Genomic DNA, 20,917 nt, shown 5'->3' on the forward strand with positions numbered 1-20,917 from the left:
CCATTTGAAAGGATTAAATGCATAAACTGGAAGATCTTAAAATTTGGAATAAAGCTATGGATATAGCTGAAAAGACCTATTTGCTTTTAGCCGGTTTTCCAAGAGATGAGAAATTCGGATTAATAAGTCAGATAAAAAGAAGTGCTATTTCCATCCCTTCGAACATTGCTGAAGGTGCCGGTCGCAATACAAAAGGAGAATTTAAAAATTTCCTGGGAATTGCAAACGGTTCTTCCTACGAGCTCTCAACACAGTTAATACTTTCTTATCGCCTTAAACTAATAGAAAAAGAAAAAGTAATTCCTGTACTTAATGAAGTAATAGAAGTACAGAAAATGAATTATGCCTTAATAAAATCTTTAGGGCGTTGAGTTGATCTCAATACCCAATACTAATATCTAAATACTGATTACAATGACAAAAACCGCTTACATCGTAAAAGCATATAGAACAGCCGTGGGGAAAGCACCGCGCGGAGTGTTCAGATTTAAAAGACCAGATGAGCTGGCTGCTGAAACCATTACTTATATGATGGAGCAGTTGCCGGATTTTGATAAAACAAGAATTGACGACGTGATAGTTGGAAATGCCATGCCGGAAGCCGAACAGGGATTAAACGTCGGTAGATTCATTTCCCTTATGGGATTAAAAGTTGAAGACGTACCCGGAATGACAGTAAACCGTTATTGCGCTTCTGGTCTTGAAACTATCGCCATTGCCTCTGCCAAGATTCAGGCAGGAATGGCCCATTGTATCATTGCCGGAGGAGCCGAGAGTATGAGCTACATTCCCATGGGAGGTTATAAACCCGTGCCGGATTATAAGGTGGCCAAAGAAGGGAATGAAGATTACTATTGGGGAATGGGGTTAACAGCTGAGGCTGTTGCCAATCAATACAATGTAAGCCGCCAGGACCAGGATGAATTTGCCTACAATTCTCACCAAAAAGCACTGAAAGCGCAACAGGAAAACCGTTTTCAGGATCAGATCGTTCCAATTAAAGTGGAGCAGACTTATGTTGATGAAAACAACAAAAAACAAACCCGTTTCTATACCGTAAACCAGGATGAAGGCCCACGGGCAGATACATCTAAAGAACTTTTGGCCAAACTTAGGCCTGTGTTTGCGGAGGGTGGAAGCGTAACCGCTGGAAATTCTTCACAAATGAGCGACGGGGCGGCATTTGTAATGGTGATGAGCGAAGAGATGGTGAAAGAGTTGAATCTTGAACCCATTGCAAGGTTGGTAAGCTATGCCCCAGTTGGGTTGGAACCCAGAATCATGGGTATGGGTCCTGTATATGCAATTCCAAAAGCATTAAAACAAGCCGGTTTAAAACAGGATGACCTGGAATTGATCGAGTTGAATGAGGCTTTTGCGTCGCAATCCCTTGCAGTAATGCGGGAATTGGGATTGGATCAAAACAGGGTAAATGTAAATGGAGGTGCAATCGCTATGGGTCACCCACTTGGATGCACCGGCGCAAAACTTTCAGTACAGATTTTTGATGAAATGCGAAAACGCGATCTTAAGAACAAATATGCAATGATTACCATGTGTGTAGGTACGGGACAGGGAGCAGCAGGCGTCTATGAATTTCTTTCTTAAAATGATGAAAGAAAAGAATTGAAGAATTATTCCGGAGCATAATCTGGAACCAAAATATTAAAATAACGAATTGAAATTATGAGCACACAAACCAACACTAAACAAGACCTCATTAGAGGTGGCCAGTTCCTGGTAAAGGAGACCAAAAGCGAGCAGGTTTTTACTCCCGAAGACTTTACCGATGAGCAAAAAATGATGAAAGATTCTGTACGGGAATTTGTTGATCGCGAAATCTGGCCTCACAAGGAAGAATTTGAAAAGAAAAACTACGCACTTACTGAAGAGTTGATGCGTAAAGCAGGAGAAATGGGGTTTCTGGGGGTTTCCGTTGAAGAGGAATACGGCGGACTGGGAATGGGCTTTGTAACTACAATGTTGGTTGTAGATCATATTTCAGGAGCCACAGGATCCTTTTCTACCGCCTTTGGCGCCCACTCGGGAATTGGTACATTGCCTATTTCCCTTTACGGAACCGAAGAGCAAAAGAAAAAATATTTACCAAAACTTACAACGGGAGAATGGTTTGGGTCATATGCCCTTACTGAACCGGGAGCTGGTAGTGATGCCAACAGCGGGAAGACTAAAGCCGTTCTTTCTGAAGATGGCTCGCATTACAAGATCACCGGTCAAAAAATGTGGATCTCCAATGCCGGTTTCTGTAACTTAATGATAGTGTTCGCCAGAATTGAAGATGATAAGAATATTACAGGATTTATAGTAGAATATGACCGGGCGAATCCCAATGGAATTAGTCTTGGAGAAGAAGAAAAGAAACTGGGAATACACTCCTCCTCTACCCGCCAGGTATTTTTTAATGAGACCAAAGTTCCTGTAGAAAATATGCTTTCAGAGCGAGGCAGCGGCTTCAAAATCGCAATGAACGCACTTAATGTGGGCCGTATAAAACTCGCGGGAGCTTGTCTTGACGCGCAACGAAGAGTGATAACTTCTGCAGTGAATTATGCCAATGAACGGGTACAATTTAACACCCCTATCGCGCAATTTGGAGCTATAAAATCAAAACTGGCCGAAATGGCAACTTCAGCTTATGTTGGTGAAGCTGCTTCATACCGGGCAGCAAAAGATATTGAAGACAGGATAGCAATAAGACAGGAAAATGGGGAATCACACCAGGAAGCCGAATTGAAAGGGGTTGAAGAATTTGCCATAGAGTGCTCTATTCTTAAAGTGGCAGTATCTGAAGATCTTCAGAATTGCACAGATGAAGGTGTTCAAATATTTGGTGGAATGGGCTTCTCTGCAGATGCGCCTATGGAGTCTGCCTGGAGAGATGCGCGTATTACCCGTATCTATGAAGGCACAAATGAAATAAACCGGATGCTGTGTGTTGGAATGCTGGTTAAGAAAGCGATGAAAGGTCATGTAGACCTTTTAGGCCCTGCCACCAAGGTGGGAGAAGAACTAACCGGGATCCCCTCTTTTGATAAACCAGATTATTCTGAATTATTTGCTGAAGAGAAGGAGATCATCCAAAATCTGAAAAAAGTATTTTTAATGGTGGCAGGAAGCGCTGTTCAAAAATTTGGAGCCGAACTGGAACAACACCAGCAGCTTTTACTTGCCTCGGCCGATATTCTTATTGAAATTTACATGGCAGAATCGGGGATTCTGCGTACTGAAAAGAACGTTGCAAGATTGGGAGAAGAGACTCAAAAAGAACAAATCGCAATGTCTAAATTATATTTATATCACGCTGTAGATATAATTAATGCACGCGCAAAAGAGGGTATAATTTCCATCGCGCAGGGTGATGAACAAAGAATGATGTTAATGGGATTGAAGCGATATACAAAATATCAAAACCATCCTAATATCGTTGAATTGAGAAACCTTATTGCCGATAAGGTTATTTCTGAAAATAAATATTCGTTTTAATTTTGATTTAAATCCGTTTTAATTTTTGTTTTAATGTATAAAACCATCCCGCGGGATGGTTTTATTTTTTTGAACATTATTTTTAAACCTGAAAGGAACTTTATATTTATGAAGGAATGAGATCTTCCTCGGGAATTAATCCCTTTGAGAAGTTAGCTGCAGTTTCTATAAGAGCAAGGTGGGAATAGGCTTGCGGGAAATTCCCTAAAAGTCTTTTGGTTTCAAAATCTATATCTTCACTAAAAAGTCCCAGGTGGTTGCTGTAAGACAAGAGTTTATCAAACATCTCTTTAGCCCGTTCGCGCTCCCCTATTTTGTAAAGGCTGTCTATAAACCAAAAAGTACAAATAGTAAAAGAAGAAGAGGGTGTTCCAAAATCATCCTGATTTTTATACCGGTAAAGTAACCCGTCCCGGCATAATTGCTTTTCGGTAGCTTTCACGGTACTCACAAAGCGCGGATCCCGGGCCTTAATAAATCCATATTGCTCCATTAATAAGGTAGATGCATCCAGATCCTTAGAACCATAGGATTGTGTATAAGCTCCTACCTCTTCATTCCAACCCTTCTCATAAATATCATTGTAAATTTCGGTACGTAAAGCTTTCCATTTTTCATCATTGATACCTTTTCTAAGTATCTCCCCTATTCTAATAGCTCTATCTATGGCAACCCAGCACAAAAGTTTGCTGAAAACAAAATGGCGATCTTCAGTCCTCAACTCCCAGATTCCTTTATCCGGCTGTTTCCAGTGGGCTTCAACAATTTTTACAATTCCCCGGGTAATGGTCCAGAGCTCTTCACTGTTTTCAAGCGATGTTTCAAATTGAATAAATTGCTGGTAGATCACTTCCATGAGGATCCCGTAAATATCATTTTGTTTTTGAATGTAGGCCGCATTTCCAATCCTTACGGGTTTGGAACCTTCATATCCATTCAAATGTGTAAGAATTTGCTCTGTAAGGTCCTTTTCCCCATTGATACCATACATGATCTGGATCTTTTCATCTTTGTGAGGAATAAGGTTAATAATGAATTGGAGAAAATCCTTCGCCGACTTGGTATGGCCTAACCCCGCCATCACCTTTATTACCATAGATGCATCTCTTATCCAGCAAAAACGGTAGTCCCAGTTTCTTTCCTCTCCAATAGTTTCAGGGAGAGAAGTGGTAGCGGCGGCAAGAACCGCCCCTGATTTTTCAAAGGTTAAGGCTTTTAAAACTAAAGCGCTTCTAAGGATCTCCTCATTATAAGAAGTGTAATGAGTGGTTTTTTCACTCCAGTTCATCCAATAAGTTTTGGTGCGCTGGAATTTTAAATAACTTCGGTCAAGACTTTGATTAATAAGTTTTTCATGGTATCCCAATAACATATAGGCATTGCTTTCCAGTGTAATTTCTTCATAATTCCTGATCTTATCAAGGTCTAAACTGGAGTACAGGTAAAGAGATTCATATTTGCCTTCTTCAGTAAAACTTTTAATGTAATCACCTTTGTTCTCATTAAAAGTTTTTTGATGCGAGAAATCTAATCGGGGATCATATTTAACTTTGAATGATGGGCTTCCTTTTAATAACCGGATAAACCTGATGATATCCGGTGGCGAATAGTATGAACCGTCTTCCTTTTGATAACGGGGCATAAAATCTATTAATTGAAAAGCATCCTCTCCATTATCATATACGGTACTAAGAATATTTGTTTTCCAAAGGTATTCCTGGATAATTGCGTAATCATCTGTTACATCGAGGGAAAAACTCCCGCCTATTTCCTTGTCAAGAAGTTTTGAAAATACTCCTGCCGAATTAAAATGCGGCAAACAACACCAATCAATTGAACCGGTTTTTGAAACCAACGCTGCACTCTTCCCATTCCCTATTATCCCGTAATCTAAATTTTCCATTAATCTTAAAGTTCTTTTAAAAGGATGGCAAAGTAAATACAATTTCGGAAATTTAAGCAATAACGCATCTACCTTAACAACCTATAAATATAATTATGAGCAAAACAATCATCATTTCCAATAGATTACCCCTACAGGTTAGTATTGAAAATGAAATCCTGGAAGTATCTCCCAGTGTAGGCGGCCTGGCCACTGGATTAAAATCATTTCATCGGGATGGAGATAGTATTTGGATAGGCTGGAGTGGATTAACAAATGAGGAGATACCGGAAAATCTCAAGGAACAGGTATATAATGAGGCTCGTAAGGAGGCCTGTATTCCAGTTAATTTTACTTCTGAAGAAATAGACGGATTTTATTACGGCTTCAGCAACCGCAGTATCTGGCCTTTATTTCATTATTTTATGGAATATACAGAATGGGAATCTTCCAACTGGGACATCTATAAAAAAGTAAATCAAAAATATGCCAATGCGGTAGTTGAGCATTACAAAGATGGTGACACCATTTGGGTACATGATTATCAATTATTATTAGTTCCAAATATGATACGGGAACAGAGGCCAAATGCCTCTATTGGTTTTTTCAATCATATTCCTTTTCCTTCCTATGAAGTGTTTAGGACAGTACCATGGAGGGAAGAGATCCTTAAAGGGATGCTGGGGGCTAATCTTATTGGATTTCATACCTATGATTATGAAAGGCATTTTTTAAGTTCAGTAAGCCGTATCTTAAGGCATCCTGTAGATTTTAATGAGGTCTCCCTTCCGGACCGAATTGTAAAAGTAGACTCATTTCCTATGGGCATAGATTATGACCAATTTGAGCAGGCAGCCTTAAATCATTCTCATGAAAAATTTGGTACGGAATCTGACCTGCAGCAAAGATTAAACAACCATCGTAAGAAATCACCCGGTTCTAAGCTTATTCTTAGCATAGACAGGCTGGATTACACCAAAGGAATAGCCAACAGGATTAGGGCCTTTGAATACTTCCTTGAAAAATATCCTGAATATGTTGAAAATATAAGATTGGTAATGCTGGCAGTTCCATCCCGTTCCAATGTGCCGCAATACCAGCTTCTGAAAAAAGAAATAGATGAACTGGTAGGCAGAATAAATGGGAAATTTGCAACAGTAAACTGGATCCCCATCTGGTATTTTTACCGTTCTATGCCATTCGAGAACCTTATAGATCTTTATACATCTTGTAATATAGCCCTGCTCACCCCCATACGGGACGGGATGAATTTGGTTGCCAAAGAATATATAGCGACTAGAACAGATCAAACCGGGGTCCTTATACTTAGTGAAATGGCCGGATCTGCCCAGGAAATGAATGAAGCCCTTATTATAAACCCTAATAATTTTGATCAAATAAGCGAGGCCATTTACCAGGCTATTAATATGCCTGTGGAGGAGCAAAAAAGACGTAACGCCATCCTTCAAAAACGCCTTAAGCGATACAGCGTTGAAAAATGGGCAAGCGATTTTATGAAAGCATTGGAGAAATCTCACGAGTCCAGAAATGTATATAAGGCAACCCCTATTTCTTCCCAGGTTGAAGATGAAATGCTGAACCAGTATAAAAATTCCAAAAACCGAATATTCTTTCTGGATTATGATGGAACGCTGGTAAATTTTGTAGATAAACCGGAAAACGCTAAACCCGATCCGGAACTATTGGAGCTAATTGATTCCCTTTCCCGCTTGGACAAAACCAAAGTGGTACTTATAAGTGGCAGGGATAAAGAAACCCTTGGAACATGGTGGCAAGATGTACCAATAGACCTAATTGCTGAACATGGGGTCTGGATGCGCAGAACCGGTAAGGACTGGCAATTGAATGAGAAAGTGCAGAACAATTGGATGGAAACCGTTAGGCCCGTAATTGAAACATTTTGCGACAGGACTCCCGGAAGTTTTATTGAAGAAAAACATTATTCCCTGGCCTGGCATTACCGTATGACAGACCCGGACCTGGGGGAAATGCGGGCCAATGAACTTTCTACCGTATTAAAGGAGCTTATCTCAAATCATGGATTAAGCGTACTGGAAGGAAATAAAGTGTTGGAAATTAAAAGCAGTGGGGTAAATAAAGGAAGAGCGGCAAGTAAGCTTTTGTTGAGAAAGAATTTCGATTTTATCTTTGGCATTGGTGATGACTGGACCGATGAATTTCTTTTTAAAGAACTGCCGGAGGAGGCAATTACAGTAAAGGTAGGAGTTAAAAAAACAGAGGCTACCTATTTTGTACAGGACACTTCCAGGGTTAGGGATTTATTGAAAAAGTTTAAGGAGTCCCATTAAACCGTGGTTCAGGGTGTTAAAATTGTTAGGAATTAAGATAAAAAATTATACATAAGTTAACTAAGCAAAGTATGTGGGGCACAGAATATAAAGTAATTTTACATTATCAAATTTTGTAAAACCAAAACATAAAAACACATAATTATGAAAGCAGGAAGATTGTTAACCGGTTTAGTATCTGGAGCGGCTGTAGGAGCAGCTTTAGGTTTATTATTTGCACCTAAAAAAGGTACTGAAACCAGAAGAAAAATCACTGAAACAGGTGATAGCTATTTAAAAGATGCTAAAAATAAGTTCAATGAATTTTCAGATAATCTAAGTCACAAAGTTGATGAGGTTAGAAACAGATCTAAAGCTGCTATGAGCAACTCAAAGACTGAAGAGAAAATTCATCAGGCTAAAGCCGATATGCATAATATGCAATCAAAATAATTGAATTGAAATTCAAATAAAAAAACCCCGGACATCCGGGGTTTTTTTTTGGCTTTAATCTAAAAATCCATTGGGCAGCTTTATTTAGTAAAACTTTACTTAAATTAGATTCCTTAAAAAAAATATATGATATCACGTAGACTTTTACCCCTAACCTTCCTTATTTTTAGTTTAACCCTAATCCCTGGAAAAACGTATTCTCAACACCAAACAGATGAACGCATTTATGAGATCATTGAAAATGTTTCAGCAGAAAGATTGGAAAATGATATACGTACACTTGCCGGTTTTGGTACCCGGAATACCTTTAGCGATACAGTTTCAACTACCAGGGGTATTGGGGCGGCGAGAAGATGGATCAAGAGTGAATATGATAAGATATCTGCAGGTTGTGGTAATTGCCTGAACGTATTTTACCAAAAGGATTTTGTTACTACAAAGGATGGAAACAGGATTCCCAAAGATGCCTGGGTAGTTAATGTAGTGGCAATCCAGAAAGGAACCAAATATCCCAACAGGTATATAATTATGAGCGGCGATATTGATTCCCGCGCCAGCGACACAATGGATTTTGAAACAGATGCGCCCGGGGCAAATGATAACGCCAGCGGTATGGCCGGTGCTATTGAAGCAGCACGGGTCCTTTCCAAATATAAATTTGAGAGCAGCATTGTATATGTAGGTCTTTCAGGTGAAGAACAGGGGTTGTTCGGCGGAAAAGGTTTGGGAGAATATGCACAAAAAAATAATTGGGAGATCATTGGAATCCTAAATAACGATATGATTGGAAATATTGAAGGAGTTGACGGGGTAATAGATAACCGTAGCTTCCGGATATTCTCTGAACCCGTACCTCCTACCGAAACTGAACAAGAAAGAAATATGAGAAGATTTTATGGCGGTGAGGTAGACGGTATCTCAAGACAACTTGCTCGCTATGTCCATAAAACTACACAAACCTATATGCCGGAAATGAATCCCATGATGATCTATCGCCTGGACCGGTTTGGAAGAGGTGGCCACCACCGGCCATTTAATGATCTTGGTTTTGCCGGAATTCGAATTATGGAAGCCCATGAGAATTATAACCGCCAACATCAGGATATTAGAACAGAAAATGGAATTGAATATGGTGATGTGATTGAGGGAGTAAATTTTGGATACGCAGCAAAACTTACCGCAGTAAATGCTATTAATATGGCTGCATTGGCATGGGCACCACCTGCCCCTAAAAAAGTTGAAATTGGAGGTATCGTAGAACCATCTGCCAAATTACGATGGGAAAAAGCTACAGGAGATATTGCAGGCTACAAGATATACTGGCGTGATACTACTTCTCCCCAATGGCAACATTCAAGATTTGTGAGCGATGTAAATGAGTTTAAATTGCAAGGAATTGTAATTGATAATTTCTTCTTTGGAGTAGCAACTGTAGGCAAAAATGGGCACGAAAGTGTCGTGGTTTTCCCTTCGGGCACATATCGGTAATTAATTTAATAGCAGGATCATGAAAAAACTCTTTACACACGCCTTAGTAATTATTTTAAGTTTGTTTACAATTTCCTGTGGCACTACCAAAAAAGAACCCACTACCCCTGCCGAAGTTCTTGTAACGGCTAAACCCGTTGAACAGGAAAGCAGGGCCCTTCAAGAACTTTCCAATTCTCCCAGGCATCACGAATGGGTAACTTTGCAACATGGAAACCGTGAAGTTCAGGCCTTTGTGGTATACCCGGAATCAAACACCAAAACCAAATCCATAATTGTTATCCACGAAAATCGCGGCCTTGATGATTGGGCAAGATCTTTTGCCGATAAACTTGCTGCTGAAGGATTTCTGGTAATTGCCCCGGATTTTATTTCCAACACACAAGGCAAAAAACGAACTACAGATTTTGAAAATCCAGATGCGGCAAGGGATGCAATTTATGCTCTTGAGCCCTCCCAGGTGACCGCAGATCTGGATGCCGCATACCAGTTTTTGAAAAAGGATCCTTCTGCAAACGGGGAAATTGCGGTTATTGGATTTTGCTGGGGAGGATCACAGGCTTTCAGGTATGTAACCAATAATCCTGAAGTAACCCAGGCCCACGTTTTTTATGGAACGGCGCCTGATGATGCAGAAGCGCTGGCAAGAATTTCAACTCCGGTTTATGGATATTATGGAGGGGATGACAACAGGGTAAACAGTACTATTGAAAAGACCGAAAATATTATGAAGGCGGCGAATAATTTCTTTAATTATGTAATTTATGAGGGTGCAGGACATGCCTTTATGAAGAGTGGCCTTCAGCCGGACGCAAAAGAAGCCAATAAAACTGCACTTAAACAGGCTTGGACAAGATTGCTCACAATTTTGAGAGAGTAGTATCAAAATAGATGCTCAGGACTTCTAATCCCTTCAATATAAAATTTGAAGGGATTTTTTTGTCCCTAACCTCATTTAATGCTTAATTAACAAGAGTTTAGCCATTCATTAGGAATTTGACGGGGTGAGAATAACTAATTTTAAAATTAATTATTAACTAACCAAAAATTTAAAATCATGGCAGAAATAAAAATCGAGAAGAAAAAACCCGTATGGCCCTGGATCCTTGTAGGATTAATAATTCTGGGGGTCATATTTTTTTTAGTGTTCGCCAATGAAGATGAGGATAATGAATATGATACTGATGATACTGAATTAAGAGAAGTAAACCCAGGTGACACAACGGGTTTACACAGTGTAAAGGAGAAGGACACTTATTATATTTAGGAACCTTCAACTTTAAATTTTAATAAACATCTCGTCTAGAGATATATAAATCAAAAAATTATGGCACATAAAAGTGAAAATAAAAACAAAAATCTTTACTATCTCAATGAACTGTCAGATTATAAGGTTTCCAGTGATGATCCCGATGTTAGAGGTTGGCAGGTAAAAGATGCAGATAACAGGGTAATTGGGAAGGTAGACAACCTCCTTGTAAATAAAGAAATAGAAAAGGTATTATACCTGGACGTAGAGGTTGATCCAACCATTATTGAAGCCAATCATGACCCATATGGCACACCAGCCAATGAAGGGGTACACGAATTTATAAATAAAGAGGGTGAAAACCATATAATAATTCCTGTAGGATTGGTTAATCTTAATAACGATCAAAAATTCGTTTATACAGATACTATAAATTATCAAACATTTGCAGAAACCAAACGTTTTGCAAGAGGGCATAATATAAACAGAGATTACGAGGTTGTAGTTCTGGATACTTATGGCCGTGACAGAAACAGGCCTGCAGATTCTTCAGGTAGAAGCGACCGCAGGGGAGAACATAGCCACGATGATACCAGTATTGAAGACCGTAGACAAATGGACCCCGCTTTTCAGGAGCATGTGAGAAGAGATGCCGACACCCATGATAAAAGAGCTGATGATCTCGAGTGGGAAAGAAGGGAAAGTGAAAGAAGAGCCGATGATCTGGACTGGGAAAGAAGAGAAAGTGAAAGAAGGGCGATGGAAGCCCGCCAGGTTGGCGATAGAGGAAGGATACCAGATGACAATTCTTTTTATGAAAGAAGAGAATTTGATGATTCCAATTACCGAAGAAGACGGTAAATTAATTTTGTAAAAAGTGAAAGGGAAACAATGCGTTTCCCTTTTTTATTTTAATCAACCAACGACAGTTGGATCCTCTTCTGGTTTTCATCTACGTCGAGGACCGTTACCATCACATGTTGGTTTAGTTTTACCACAGAATTCACATCACTCACAAAACTATTGGCAAGTTTTGAAATATGAATAAGGCCGCTCTCCTTGATCCCAATATCAACGAAACATCCAAAATTGGTAATGTTATTAATTATACCGGGTAGTTTCATACCTGTTCTAAGATCTTCTATTTTTTTTATCCCGGGATCAAATTCAAATTGAGTTATTGACTCCCGTGGATCTGTTCCCGGCTTCTTTAGTTCCCTTAAAATATCATTTAGAGTAGGTAACCCCAATTCTGCAGTTACATATTGGTGAGCATTAATTTTAACTACCTCTTTTTCAACACCTACAAGTTTTTCAACCTTTAGCCCAAGTTGCTTGGCCATTGTATTTACCAGATCATAACGTTCCGGATGAACTGCGGAATCATCCAATGGATTTTTCCCATTCTTAATACGTAAAAAACCGGCAGCCTGTTCATATGCTTTGGGTCCCAATCTTGGTATTTTTAAAAGATCCCTTCGCGTCCTGAGGGCTCCGTTTTCCCTGCGATATTCGATTATGCTTTCGGCCAATGCGGGACCTATTCCGGAAACATAGGAAAGCAATTCTTTACTCGCTGTATTTACGTTTACTCCTACCCTGTTCACGCAACTTCCCACTACCATGTCCAGCTTATCCTTAAGTTTTGTTTGATCTACCTCGTGTTGATATTGCCCTACCCCAATGGACTTAGGGTCAATTTTTACAAGTTCCGCCAATGGATCACTTAGCCTTCGACCAATGGAAACAGCCCCCCGTACGGTAATATCATAATTTGGAAATTCCTCTCTGGCAATTTTTGAGGCTGAATAAACCGATGCACCGGCCTCATTCACCACAAAAACAGACACCTCCCTTTCTATTGGAATTTTCTTTACAAAAATTTCTGTTTCACGCGATGCTGTACCGTTCCCTATTGCGATACTCTCAATTTTATAGGCATTTATAAGAGATCCTATCTTTTTACCGGCCAGTGCAAATTCCTTTTGAGGCGGGTGGGGATATATATTTTCATTATGAAGTAAACTGCCGTTCTCATCAAGACATACCACTTTACATCCCGATCTAAAACCGGGATCTATTGCGAGAATTCGCTTGTTGCCCAGGGGCGCAGATAATAAAAGTTGCTGTAAATTCTCAGCAAAAACGCCAATGGCATCCTCGTCTGCTTTCTTTTTTGCTTCAGTAAGGAATTCGGTTTGAAAAGAAGGCTTTAAAAGTCGGTCATAAGCATCTTCAATAGCTTCCAAAATATAAGGTTTGCAGGCATTATGATTATTTTTAAGGAACTTTCGGGAAATGATCTCCAGGGCTTTCTCCTTTTCTACTTCCACTTTTACCCTTAATACCCCTTCATTCCCTGCCCTGTAAATAGCAAGAAATCTATGTGATGGAATACGCTTTAAAGATTCTTCCAGATTAAAATACTGTTTATATTTTTGAGCTTCAGGATCCTTTTCCAATTTTTTTACAACCCGGGAGGTTATATTGCCTTGTTGGGTAAATAATTTCCTTATATCTGAGCGTACATTTTGATCCTCATTAACCCATTCAGCAATAATATCTTTAGCTCCCTGCAAGGCTTCGGCCGGGGTTTTCAAATTTTTATTAAGGAAAGTCCCTGCTTTTGTCAAAGGATTTTTTTCAGTTTGGGAAATAAGGATATTTGCAAGGGGTTCAAGTCCCGCTTCCCTGGCAGCATCTGCCCTGGTTTTTCTTTTTTTCTTATATGGCAGGTAAATGTCTTCAAGTTCCGCTAAGGTGGAGGACCGGGAGATTTTTAATTTAAGATCCTTAGTGAGCTTCCCCTGTTCTTCTATAGCGCGGGTTACATAAAGCTTTCGCTTTTCAAGGTTTTCAAATTCTTTTTTAAAATTTGAAATTAGTTCTATATCTACTTCGTTCAGGTTTCCGGTAAGTTCTTTTCTATACCGTGCTATAAATGGGATTGTGGCATCCTGTAACAGTAAATCAACGGTATTTTTTACCCCACTAGCAGGAAGGGAAACACGGGAACTTATGAAATCTATTAAATTCAAGAGGAAATTTTTATTATGAATAACAAAGGTATCTTTCTACAAAATATGTAGAAGCCGGTTTTTGCTTTTTTTCTGAAGGATTTTTTTTCTAGGTGATCCCTATTTTTTTTGAATGCTGAATGGCTTTCTGACTATTTTTGAAATAACAGGTATCCACATTCAAAGTGGCAATATTACTCATTACCTTATTTACTTTTGGATTTTGTTTTTTTCCGGTTTGGCGCAGGTAAACTGCTTTAATGCTCATTGGGAAGATCTTGCAAATTCTCTCATAGATATAAGCATCCTGTTGGGAATCATCTCCCAATAGTACATATTGTAAATTGGGATAGAAGGAAATTATATCCTTTACTTTTTCAAATTTATGATCATGACTGCCACGGCCTGTGAAAAGAAAATCAGAGATCCCAGTCTTAATTTTCTTCAGCTTAAAAACTGCTTTTGGTAACTGGTGCATTTCAGCCATATCATTAATAAATCCATAAAGATTCCATTCGCTGCTTGAAACATAGAAAAATGAATTGGAAGCCTGCTTGCTATCCTGGCCGTGAATGCTTAGATGGTGGTAATGCTGCACCACATCATCAAATATCTTTCGTTTGTTTATATTCTTAAGCAGCATTACATACAATTTTTTAAAAAAATTGTTGCTGTGGGAGATTAGGAATGTATCATCAATATCTGAAATGATCCCTACTTTGCTTTCAAAGGGTTTAAGTAATTCTCCCTCCTCAATAATTCCAATAGGCCCGGTTTTACACGACACATAATAATTATGCCACCCGCTATCCAATTGTTCAAAAAACGGTACATCAAATCTAAAATACCCGTCATTTAGGGTTTTAGTAGTTACTTCCAGATTTTTGAATTTGAGGGTGACCTGTATATTTTTTATAGGTTTTATGCGAAACATGTGAATAATTGAAAAAGCATGTTTTATACCCCTTCGGTCTGTGCGGTATTTGTCTGGAGCCCATGATTCAAAGACATGACCAAATACCACTAGTTGATTATTATTTACATACCCCCTGTATAGCTTAAGATCTAATTTCACCCTATTGACTTTTTATTAACTAAGAATTCCTTCCAAATTAATTAATTTTAAACACAAAATTAACCAATGGGGAAGATTAATACTGTTTTATTGGTGGTGAATCCTATTTCGGGGGCCATTGATAAAGCTGAACTTATCGAGGAAATAAAATTGAAAGCGGTCCAAAACGCGGTTTCTCTCATACTATTTTCTACTACAGGAGAAAATGATAAACTAAAACTGGAAAAATTAATTGCTGAAAAGGACCCGTGCAGGATCGTTGTTGCCGGGGGCGATGGAACTATTAAGCTTGTTGCCGAAGCTTTGGGAAATAAAAAAACCCCAATAGGTATAATTCCGGCGGGATCTTCCAATGGTTTATCCTACAATCTCCATCTTCCTGCAACCCTAGAAGAACAAATAACCACTGCATTTAACGGCGAAGTGATAGATATGGATATTATCTCCATTAATGGAGATTATTGCCTCCATATGAGTGACTTTGGGGTTAATGCCGAACTCATAAGCAGGTATGAGAAATCCAGGATAAGGGGAAAATTAGGTTATTTACTTCAAACCTTACCAACTTTGGTAACCAGTGATTATCCATTTAAATTTACTATTGAAGCTAATGGCAGAACTTTTGAAACCGAGGGTATACTACTGGCAATTGCAAATGCCAGTTCCTATGGCACAGGAGCTAAGGTTAATCCCAAAGGAAAAATAAACGATGGCGTTTTTGAGATCCTAATTTACAAGGAGTTTGATTTTATTGAAATATTAAAAACCTTAAGAAATGAGGTTGATCCTGATCCTGAGGTAGTTGAAGTAATTACAGCTACAGAAGCAAAAATAACCTGTGACCCTGCCGTAGCTTTCCAGATAGACGGAGAGTATTTGGGAAGAAAAAACTCTATTGAGGTTACAATTTTACCCAAAAAAACGAGAATAGTCGCTCCCATTCGTCATTTATAATTATTTATTAATAATTTTTTTTCTAATCCTGTGCTGTTAAGATAATTTTTCAAAAGTTCCAAAAAGTCCGCGATTATACAGCCTAATGAGGGTCCGCCCTCGGGAAAATTACTGTACCTCTGTATATTTTTTCACTAGAAATTTTTAAAAATTTTGAAAATAAGCTTTCACTAAAAGGTTTGCGGATTGAATATATTTGATTTTCCGGTATAATTTTTATTAAATTTAGCAATTAGATGTATCGGTGTTAACTAATCAATTGAAAAATGAATTCTATGAAAAAAAAATTTCTTAAGAACTATTTGTTGCTGTTTGCAGTTTTAAGCTTTGCCTTTGTTGAAGCTCAAACCGTAACCGGAACAGTAACAGATGGAGAAATGCCTTTACCCGGTGTTAATATTTTGGTGCGGGGTACTTCAAATGGAACCACAACAGATTTTGACGGAGCGTATTCCCTGAACAATGTACCTGCAGATGCCGTACTGGTATTTAGTTTTCTGGGGTATGGAACTCAGGAAATCCCTGTAAATGGGAGAGAAACAATTAATGTTACCCTTGCGGAAGATGCTTCGGCATTAAGTGAGGTAGTTGTAATAGGTTATGGCTCTATACAAAAGAGAGATGCCACCGGTGCGGTAGCAACGGTTAATGCTGAAAATTTTAACCGCGGGGTTGTAGCATCCCCTGAAGAATTGATCCAGGGTAGAACTGCGGGTTTACAGGTTACCACGGCAAGTGGGGAACCGGGTGGAGGAGTTAATATTAGAATTAGGGGTACAACCTCTGTTCGTGGAGGGAATGATCCCTTATTTGTAGTAGATGGAGTTCCACTGGCCGGGGATAATGTTTCTGCAGGAGGATCTAACGTTGGTTTTGGTGATAGCTCACCCAAAAATCCTCTTAACTTCCTGAATCCGCAGGATATTGAAAGTATGAGTGTGCTTAAAGATGCATCTGCAACCGCTATTTATGGTTCCCGGGGTGCCAATGGGGTGGTGATAATAACTACCAAATCGGGACGGGGAATGGATGGAAGATTTGATTATTCGGCCAATTTAGGGGTTGCTACACCGGCAAACTCTTACGATCTTTTAAACCGCGAGGAATTTCTAAACGCATATGAAGGAATAGGTGGGGATAGAAATGCTGCAGATTTTGGGTCAGATACAGACTGGCAGGATGAGATTACGCGCACAGCTTTCACCCAGGAGCATAACCTCTCTTACGCAAATTCCTACAATAAGGGAAATTACAGGGTTTCACTTGGATATTCAGACCTAATGGGGATCGTTGAGAATTCCTCCATGGAAAGACTATCGGGAAGATTGAACCTCAATCACCGTTTATTAAATGACAAGCTTAAACTTGGGCTGCAAACTGCAATTTCCCGGGTAAATGATGAACGTGCACCTATTTCAAACAACGCAGGTTTCCAGGGGGATCTTCTGGGAGGGGCTTATAGGGCAAATCCAACTCTTTCCAGCGACCCGGATGCGCCGTTTACCGGCCAGCTTAATCCTAATTCCCTGTTGAAATATACGCTGGATGAAACTGAGACTGATAGGGTTTTACTGAATTTCTCTGCAGATTATGAACTCATTGAAGGTCTTTCTGCCAGGTTAAATCTAGGTTATGACAAAGCCGAATCTTATCGCGGGTTTGGTATTTCAGGAGATATCCAGGGGGTTCAAAGTGCCGTTCCAGGAAATGGAAGGTCCCAGATCAACGAGATCGACAATACCAACAAGTTGATGGAATTCACGCTTAATTACGAAAAACTCTTTGAAAATTCCAAAATAGACGCATTAATTGGATATTCTTACCAGGAGTTTGACCGTAAAGGGATTAATGTGAGTGGTTGGGGCTTTCAGAATATGGCCATGAGCGCAATGATCAATGACCTGCAAAGATCCAGAGACCTTCTGGAAGGAAGCATTCAGGGATCGTATCAACAGTATGGGTTTGATCAAAGTGGAATGTTTGTAAACAGGTTGTTTCCAGATGTGGTGACAGAGCGACCTACTGCTCCATCAGGACTTAATGTGCGGGCTGTTGCAGGAGACACATTCTACACTGTAGATGAATTACAATCTTTCTTTGGAAGGCTTAATTATACTTTGGCAGATAAATATCTTTTCACAGCTACGCTAAGAGCAGATGGTTCTACAAGATTTGGTGGAAATAATAAATATGGTTACTTCCCTTCCGCAGCATTTGCCTGGCAGCTAGGAGATGAAGATTTTATTCCGGATGCTTTTTCTACACTTAAATTAAGGGTAGGATACGGTGTTACCGGTAACCAGGAAATACCATATAACCTTTACACGCCACGCGACAGGTTTGGAGGATTTGGAATTAATGACAATGGGGATATTAACATCCCAGGGACAGGTCAGGTAACTTTTAGAAATGAAGACCTTAAATGGGAAACAACTTCCCAAACGAATGTTGGTTTTGATTTTGGCTTCATGGAAGACCGTCTAAGCGGTTCTATAGATTATTATTACAAATCAACTACAGATCTTTTATTCCAAACCTTCTCTGCACAACCTGCAGCGCAGGATTTTGTTTGGGAAAATCTGGATGCCAATGTAATTAATAAGGGTATTGAATTTAGCCTTGACTATGATATCTTCCAGGAACAGGAATTCTTCTGGAACCTAGGTTTCAATATTTCCTATAATGATAATATGGTGGAGGACTTTGATGGATTGGTACAAACCGGGGGAATCAATGGCCAGGGTCTTACCAATGCCTACGCCCAGCTACTTGCAGGAGGACAACCACTTTTCTCCTATTATTTAAGAGAGTTTGGCGGATTTGATGCAAATGGTCAAACACTTTATCCAAACGGTGACGTTCAAACATTTGTAGGGAAAAGTGCTTTACCAACAACTAATCTTGGTATTTCCACCCGTATGGAATACCGCAACTGGGATCTGTCTGCATTCCTAACAGGCCAGTTTGGATTCTATGTGTATAATAATACTGAAAATGCCTTCTTTACAGCAGGGGCTTTAAATTCCGGGTCAAATGTGACCAGGAATGTTATAGGAAATGGAGAAGCCTCTAACAATGCACCGGACGTTTCTACACGTTTTCTTGAAAAAGGTGATTTCCTGAGATTGCAAAATGCCACTTTGGGATACAATTTTGAAGTGGGACCAGATAGTTTTCTTAATGCTTTAAGATTGAGTGTAACAGGACAAAATTTGTTTTTAATTACAAATTATTCCGGGCTGGATCCTGAAGTGAATACAGATAAGTCATTAAATGGTATACCTACGGCGGGGATTGAATACACCAGTTATCCAAGAGCAAGAACCGTAACCTTAGGTCTTAACGTATCATTCTAAAAAAAAAATAATATGAAAATAAAATTTATTAAATCATCGATTTTGATTGGAGCCGTGCTGAGTTTTACAGCATGTACAAATCTTGAGCTCGAGGAGACCGATTCCATCTTCCGTGAGGATGCCGGGGGTGGTTTCTCTGGAGTGAGTGATGTTCCCAGTGCTTTAGTAGGTAGTTATGACCAAATACGAGGGCAATTGGATACACAGGAAAACCTTTATGCATTGCAGGAAGTAACTTCAGATGAAATGCTGGTACCTACCCGCGGAACAGACTGGGGTGATAATGGATTATGGAGAACCTTACACCAACATACCTGGGATCCAAACCACCAGTTTATCTTAAACACCTGGAATGCTTATAACAGGAATGTTTTTAACCTTTCCGAGATAATAGCTCCGGAAAGTAATGCTAATGCACAACAACTGGCCGAGGCAAAATTCCTAAGGGCCTTTAGTATGTTTTGGGTTATGGACCTTTTTGGACAGGTACCCTTCCGGGAGGTAGATGAAGGAGCATCTGTAGATCCCAGAGTGTTGACTAGAAGTGAGGCTTTTGATTTTGTTATGAAAGATCTTACTGAAGCTTTACCGGATCTTCCGGCTTCAGGCCCGGGTCCTGCTGCAAATTTTGCCAGTAAGGCTTCCGCACATTACCTATTGGCAAAAATATTATTAAACAAACATATTTACCTTGGGAATGCCACAGCAGAGGCAGCAGATATGACAGCCGTAGTAGGCCATGTAGATGCCATTAAAGGATTTGGTTTTGGCTTGCAAAGTGGATTTTTTGAGATCTTTAAACCAGCGGTAGATTCTGAAACTATTTGGTATACCAATACAGGAGTTGGTTCCCGCATGTGGAATGGATTGCATTATTTTCAAACCGTACCCGATAATACCGGTGGTGGTTGGAATGGATTCACAACCCTTGCAGAATTTTACGAGCTATTCGAAGGAAGCCCGGAACATAATCATCCTGATGCAGGACAAGAGGAGCGTAGAGGATTTGTTCCTTATGAAGGTTCAGCCCCTTCAACCACAGGTTATTTTGCCGGTGGAAAAGATGATAATGCTGATGGGTTTGTAGATGGTTCAGATATAGGAATTGGTTTCCTGTTTGGACAGCAATATAACCTTGATGGAAGTATGAAAGAAGATCGTGGAGGAAATCCGCTTTACTATACAAAAGAACTTCCCGGTTTACTTGGAAATAACGAACGTACAGGTATTAGAGTTCTTAAATATCACCCTTCAAATGGTGCATATACCGGCCATATGATCTTGTTTAGATATGCAGATGCTCATTTAATGAAAGCTGAAGCTATCATGAGAGGTGGTACAGGAGGACAAACTGCTCTGGCACTTGTAAATGAATTAAGGACATTACGGGATGCAACCCCTCTTGGGTCTCTTACAGACCATGATATGCTGGATGAGAGAGGAAGAGAATTGTATATAGAAATGTGGAGAAGACAGGATCTTATTAGATTTGGAAAGTTCACAGAAGCCTGGGAGTTCAAAGAAGCAAAAGATGAATCCAGGAATCTATTCCCCATACCATCTGTAGCATTAACTTCAAACCCGAATCTGGTTCAAAACGAGGGTTACTAAAATCATTCTTATAACTCTT

General features: G+C 39.5%; 15 protein-coding genes. 12 read left to right on the forward strand and 3 right to left on the reverse strand.

The window, feature by feature from the left end:
- The first annotated feature begins 17 nt into the window (after positions 1–17).
- From FK178_RS05875 to FK178_RS05885, 3 genes are all read left to right on the forward strand, one after another.
- Positions 18–371 (forward strand): four helix bundle protein, encoded by a 354-nt coding sequence (locus FK178_RS05875; protein ID WP_146832061.1) that lies wholly within the window; start codon positions 18–20, stop codon positions 369–371.
- A 43-nt stretch (positions 372–414) separates the two neighbouring features.
- Positions 415–1,608: an acetyl-CoA C-acyltransferase gene (locus FK178_RS05880; protein WP_146832064.1), complete on the forward strand. Its 1,194-nt coding sequence runs from the start codon at positions 415–417 to the stop codon at positions 1,606–1,608.
- Positions 1,609–1,686: 78 nt separating this feature from the next.
- Positions 1,687–3,504, forward strand: coding sequence for an acyl-CoA dehydrogenase family protein (locus FK178_RS05885; protein ID WP_146832067.1), 1,818 nt, complete (start codon positions 1,687–1,689; stop codon positions 3,502–3,504).
- 106 nt (positions 3,505–3,610) lie between these two features.
- Here FK178_RS05885 and FK178_RS05890 read toward each other — a convergent pair whose 3' ends face one another.
- Entirely contained in the window at positions 3,611–5,407 is a 1,797-nt protein-coding gene (locus FK178_RS05890; RefSeq protein WP_146832070.1) for a glycoside hydrolase family 15 protein, read from the reverse strand.
- Positions 5,408–5,502: 95 nt separating this feature from the next.
- Here FK178_RS05890 and FK178_RS05895 point away from each other — a divergent pair, with 95 nt between their 5' ends.
- The 6 genes from FK178_RS05895 (at position 5,503) to FK178_RS05920 (ending at position 11,746) form a co-directional block, all read left to right on the forward strand.
- Complete coding sequence (locus tag FK178_RS05895) at positions 5,503–7,716, forward strand: bifunctional alpha,alpha-trehalose-phosphate synthase (UDP-forming)/trehalose-phosphatase (protein WP_146832073.1); 2,214 nt, start codon at positions 5,503–5,505, stop codon at positions 7,714–7,716.
- 144 nt (positions 7,717–7,860) lie between these two features.
- On the forward strand, positions 7,861–8,148 hold the full coding sequence (locus tag FK178_RS05900; protein WP_146832076.1) for a YtxH domain-containing protein: 288 nt from the start codon (positions 7,861–7,863) through the stop codon (positions 8,146–8,148).
- 126 nt (positions 8,149–8,274) lie between these two features.
- On the forward strand, positions 8,275–9,636 hold the full coding sequence (locus tag FK178_RS05905) for a M28 family metallopeptidase (protein ID WP_146832080.1): 1,362 nt from the start codon (positions 8,275–8,277) through the stop codon (positions 9,634–9,636).
- Between the two features lie 19 nt (positions 9,637–9,655).
- Positions 9,656–10,516, forward strand: a complete 861-nt coding sequence (locus FK178_RS05910; protein ID WP_146832083.1) for a dienelactone hydrolase family protein — start codon at positions 9,656–9,658, stop codon at positions 10,514–10,516.
- 177 nt (positions 10,517–10,693) lie between these two features.
- The gene (locus FK178_RS05915) at positions 10,694–10,903 is read left to right on the forward strand and encodes a hypothetical protein (RefSeq protein WP_146832086.1); all 210 of its coding nucleotides are present in this window, start codon (positions 10,694–10,696) and stop codon (positions 10,901–10,903) included.
- Positions 10,904–10,963: 60 nt separating this feature from the next.
- Positions 10,964–11,746 carry a hypothetical protein gene (locus FK178_RS05920; protein ID WP_146832089.1) on the forward strand — a complete coding sequence of 261 codons (783 nt, stop codon included), beginning with the start codon at positions 10,964–10,966 and terminating at the stop codon, positions 11,744–11,746.
- Positions 11,747–11,796: 50 nt separating this feature from the next.
- Here the strand turns inward: FK178_RS05920 and FK178_RS05925 are convergent, their stop codons facing one another.
- Both FK178_RS05925 and FK178_RS05930 read right to left on the reverse strand, forming a co-directional pair.
- Positions 11,797–13,923, reverse strand: a complete 2,127-nt coding sequence (locus tag FK178_RS05925; protein WP_146832092.1) for a Tex family protein — start codon at positions 13,921–13,923, stop codon at positions 11,797–11,799.
- Between the two features lie 88 nt (positions 13,924–14,011).
- Positions 14,012–14,977, reverse strand: a complete 966-nt coding sequence (locus FK178_RS05930; RefSeq protein ID WP_146832095.1) for an App1 family protein — start codon at positions 14,975–14,977, stop codon at positions 14,012–14,014.
- 66 nt (positions 14,978–15,043) lie between these two features.
- On the opposite strand from FK178_RS05930, the gene FK178_RS05935 reads away from it, so the two are divergent.
- The 3 genes from FK178_RS05935 (at position 15,044) to FK178_RS05945 (ending at position 20,898) form a co-directional block, all read left to right on the forward strand.
- Complete coding sequence (locus tag FK178_RS05935; protein ID WP_146832098.1) at positions 15,044–15,931, forward strand: diacylglycerol/lipid kinase family protein; 888 nt, start codon at positions 15,044–15,046, stop codon at positions 15,929–15,931.
- 275 nt (positions 15,932–16,206) lie between these two features.
- Positions 16,207–19,287 carry a SusC/RagA family TonB-linked outer membrane protein gene (locus FK178_RS05940; protein WP_146832101.1) on the forward strand — a complete coding sequence of 1,027 codons (3,081 nt, stop codon included), beginning with the start codon at positions 16,207–16,209 and terminating at the stop codon, positions 19,285–19,287.
- Between the two features lie 12 nt (positions 19,288–19,299).
- Positions 19,300–20,898, forward strand: a complete 1,599-nt coding sequence (locus FK178_RS05945; RefSeq protein ID WP_146832104.1) for a RagB/SusD family nutrient uptake outer membrane protein — start codon at positions 19,300–19,302, stop codon at positions 20,896–20,898.
- Positions 20,899–20,917 lie beyond the last annotated feature (19 nt).

This window comes from Antarcticibacterium arcticum, from assembly GCF_007993795.1.
In the GTDB taxonomy this organism is placed as follows: domain Bacteria; phylum Bacteroidota; class Bacteroidia; order Flavobacteriales; family Flavobacteriaceae; genus Gillisia; species Gillisia arctica.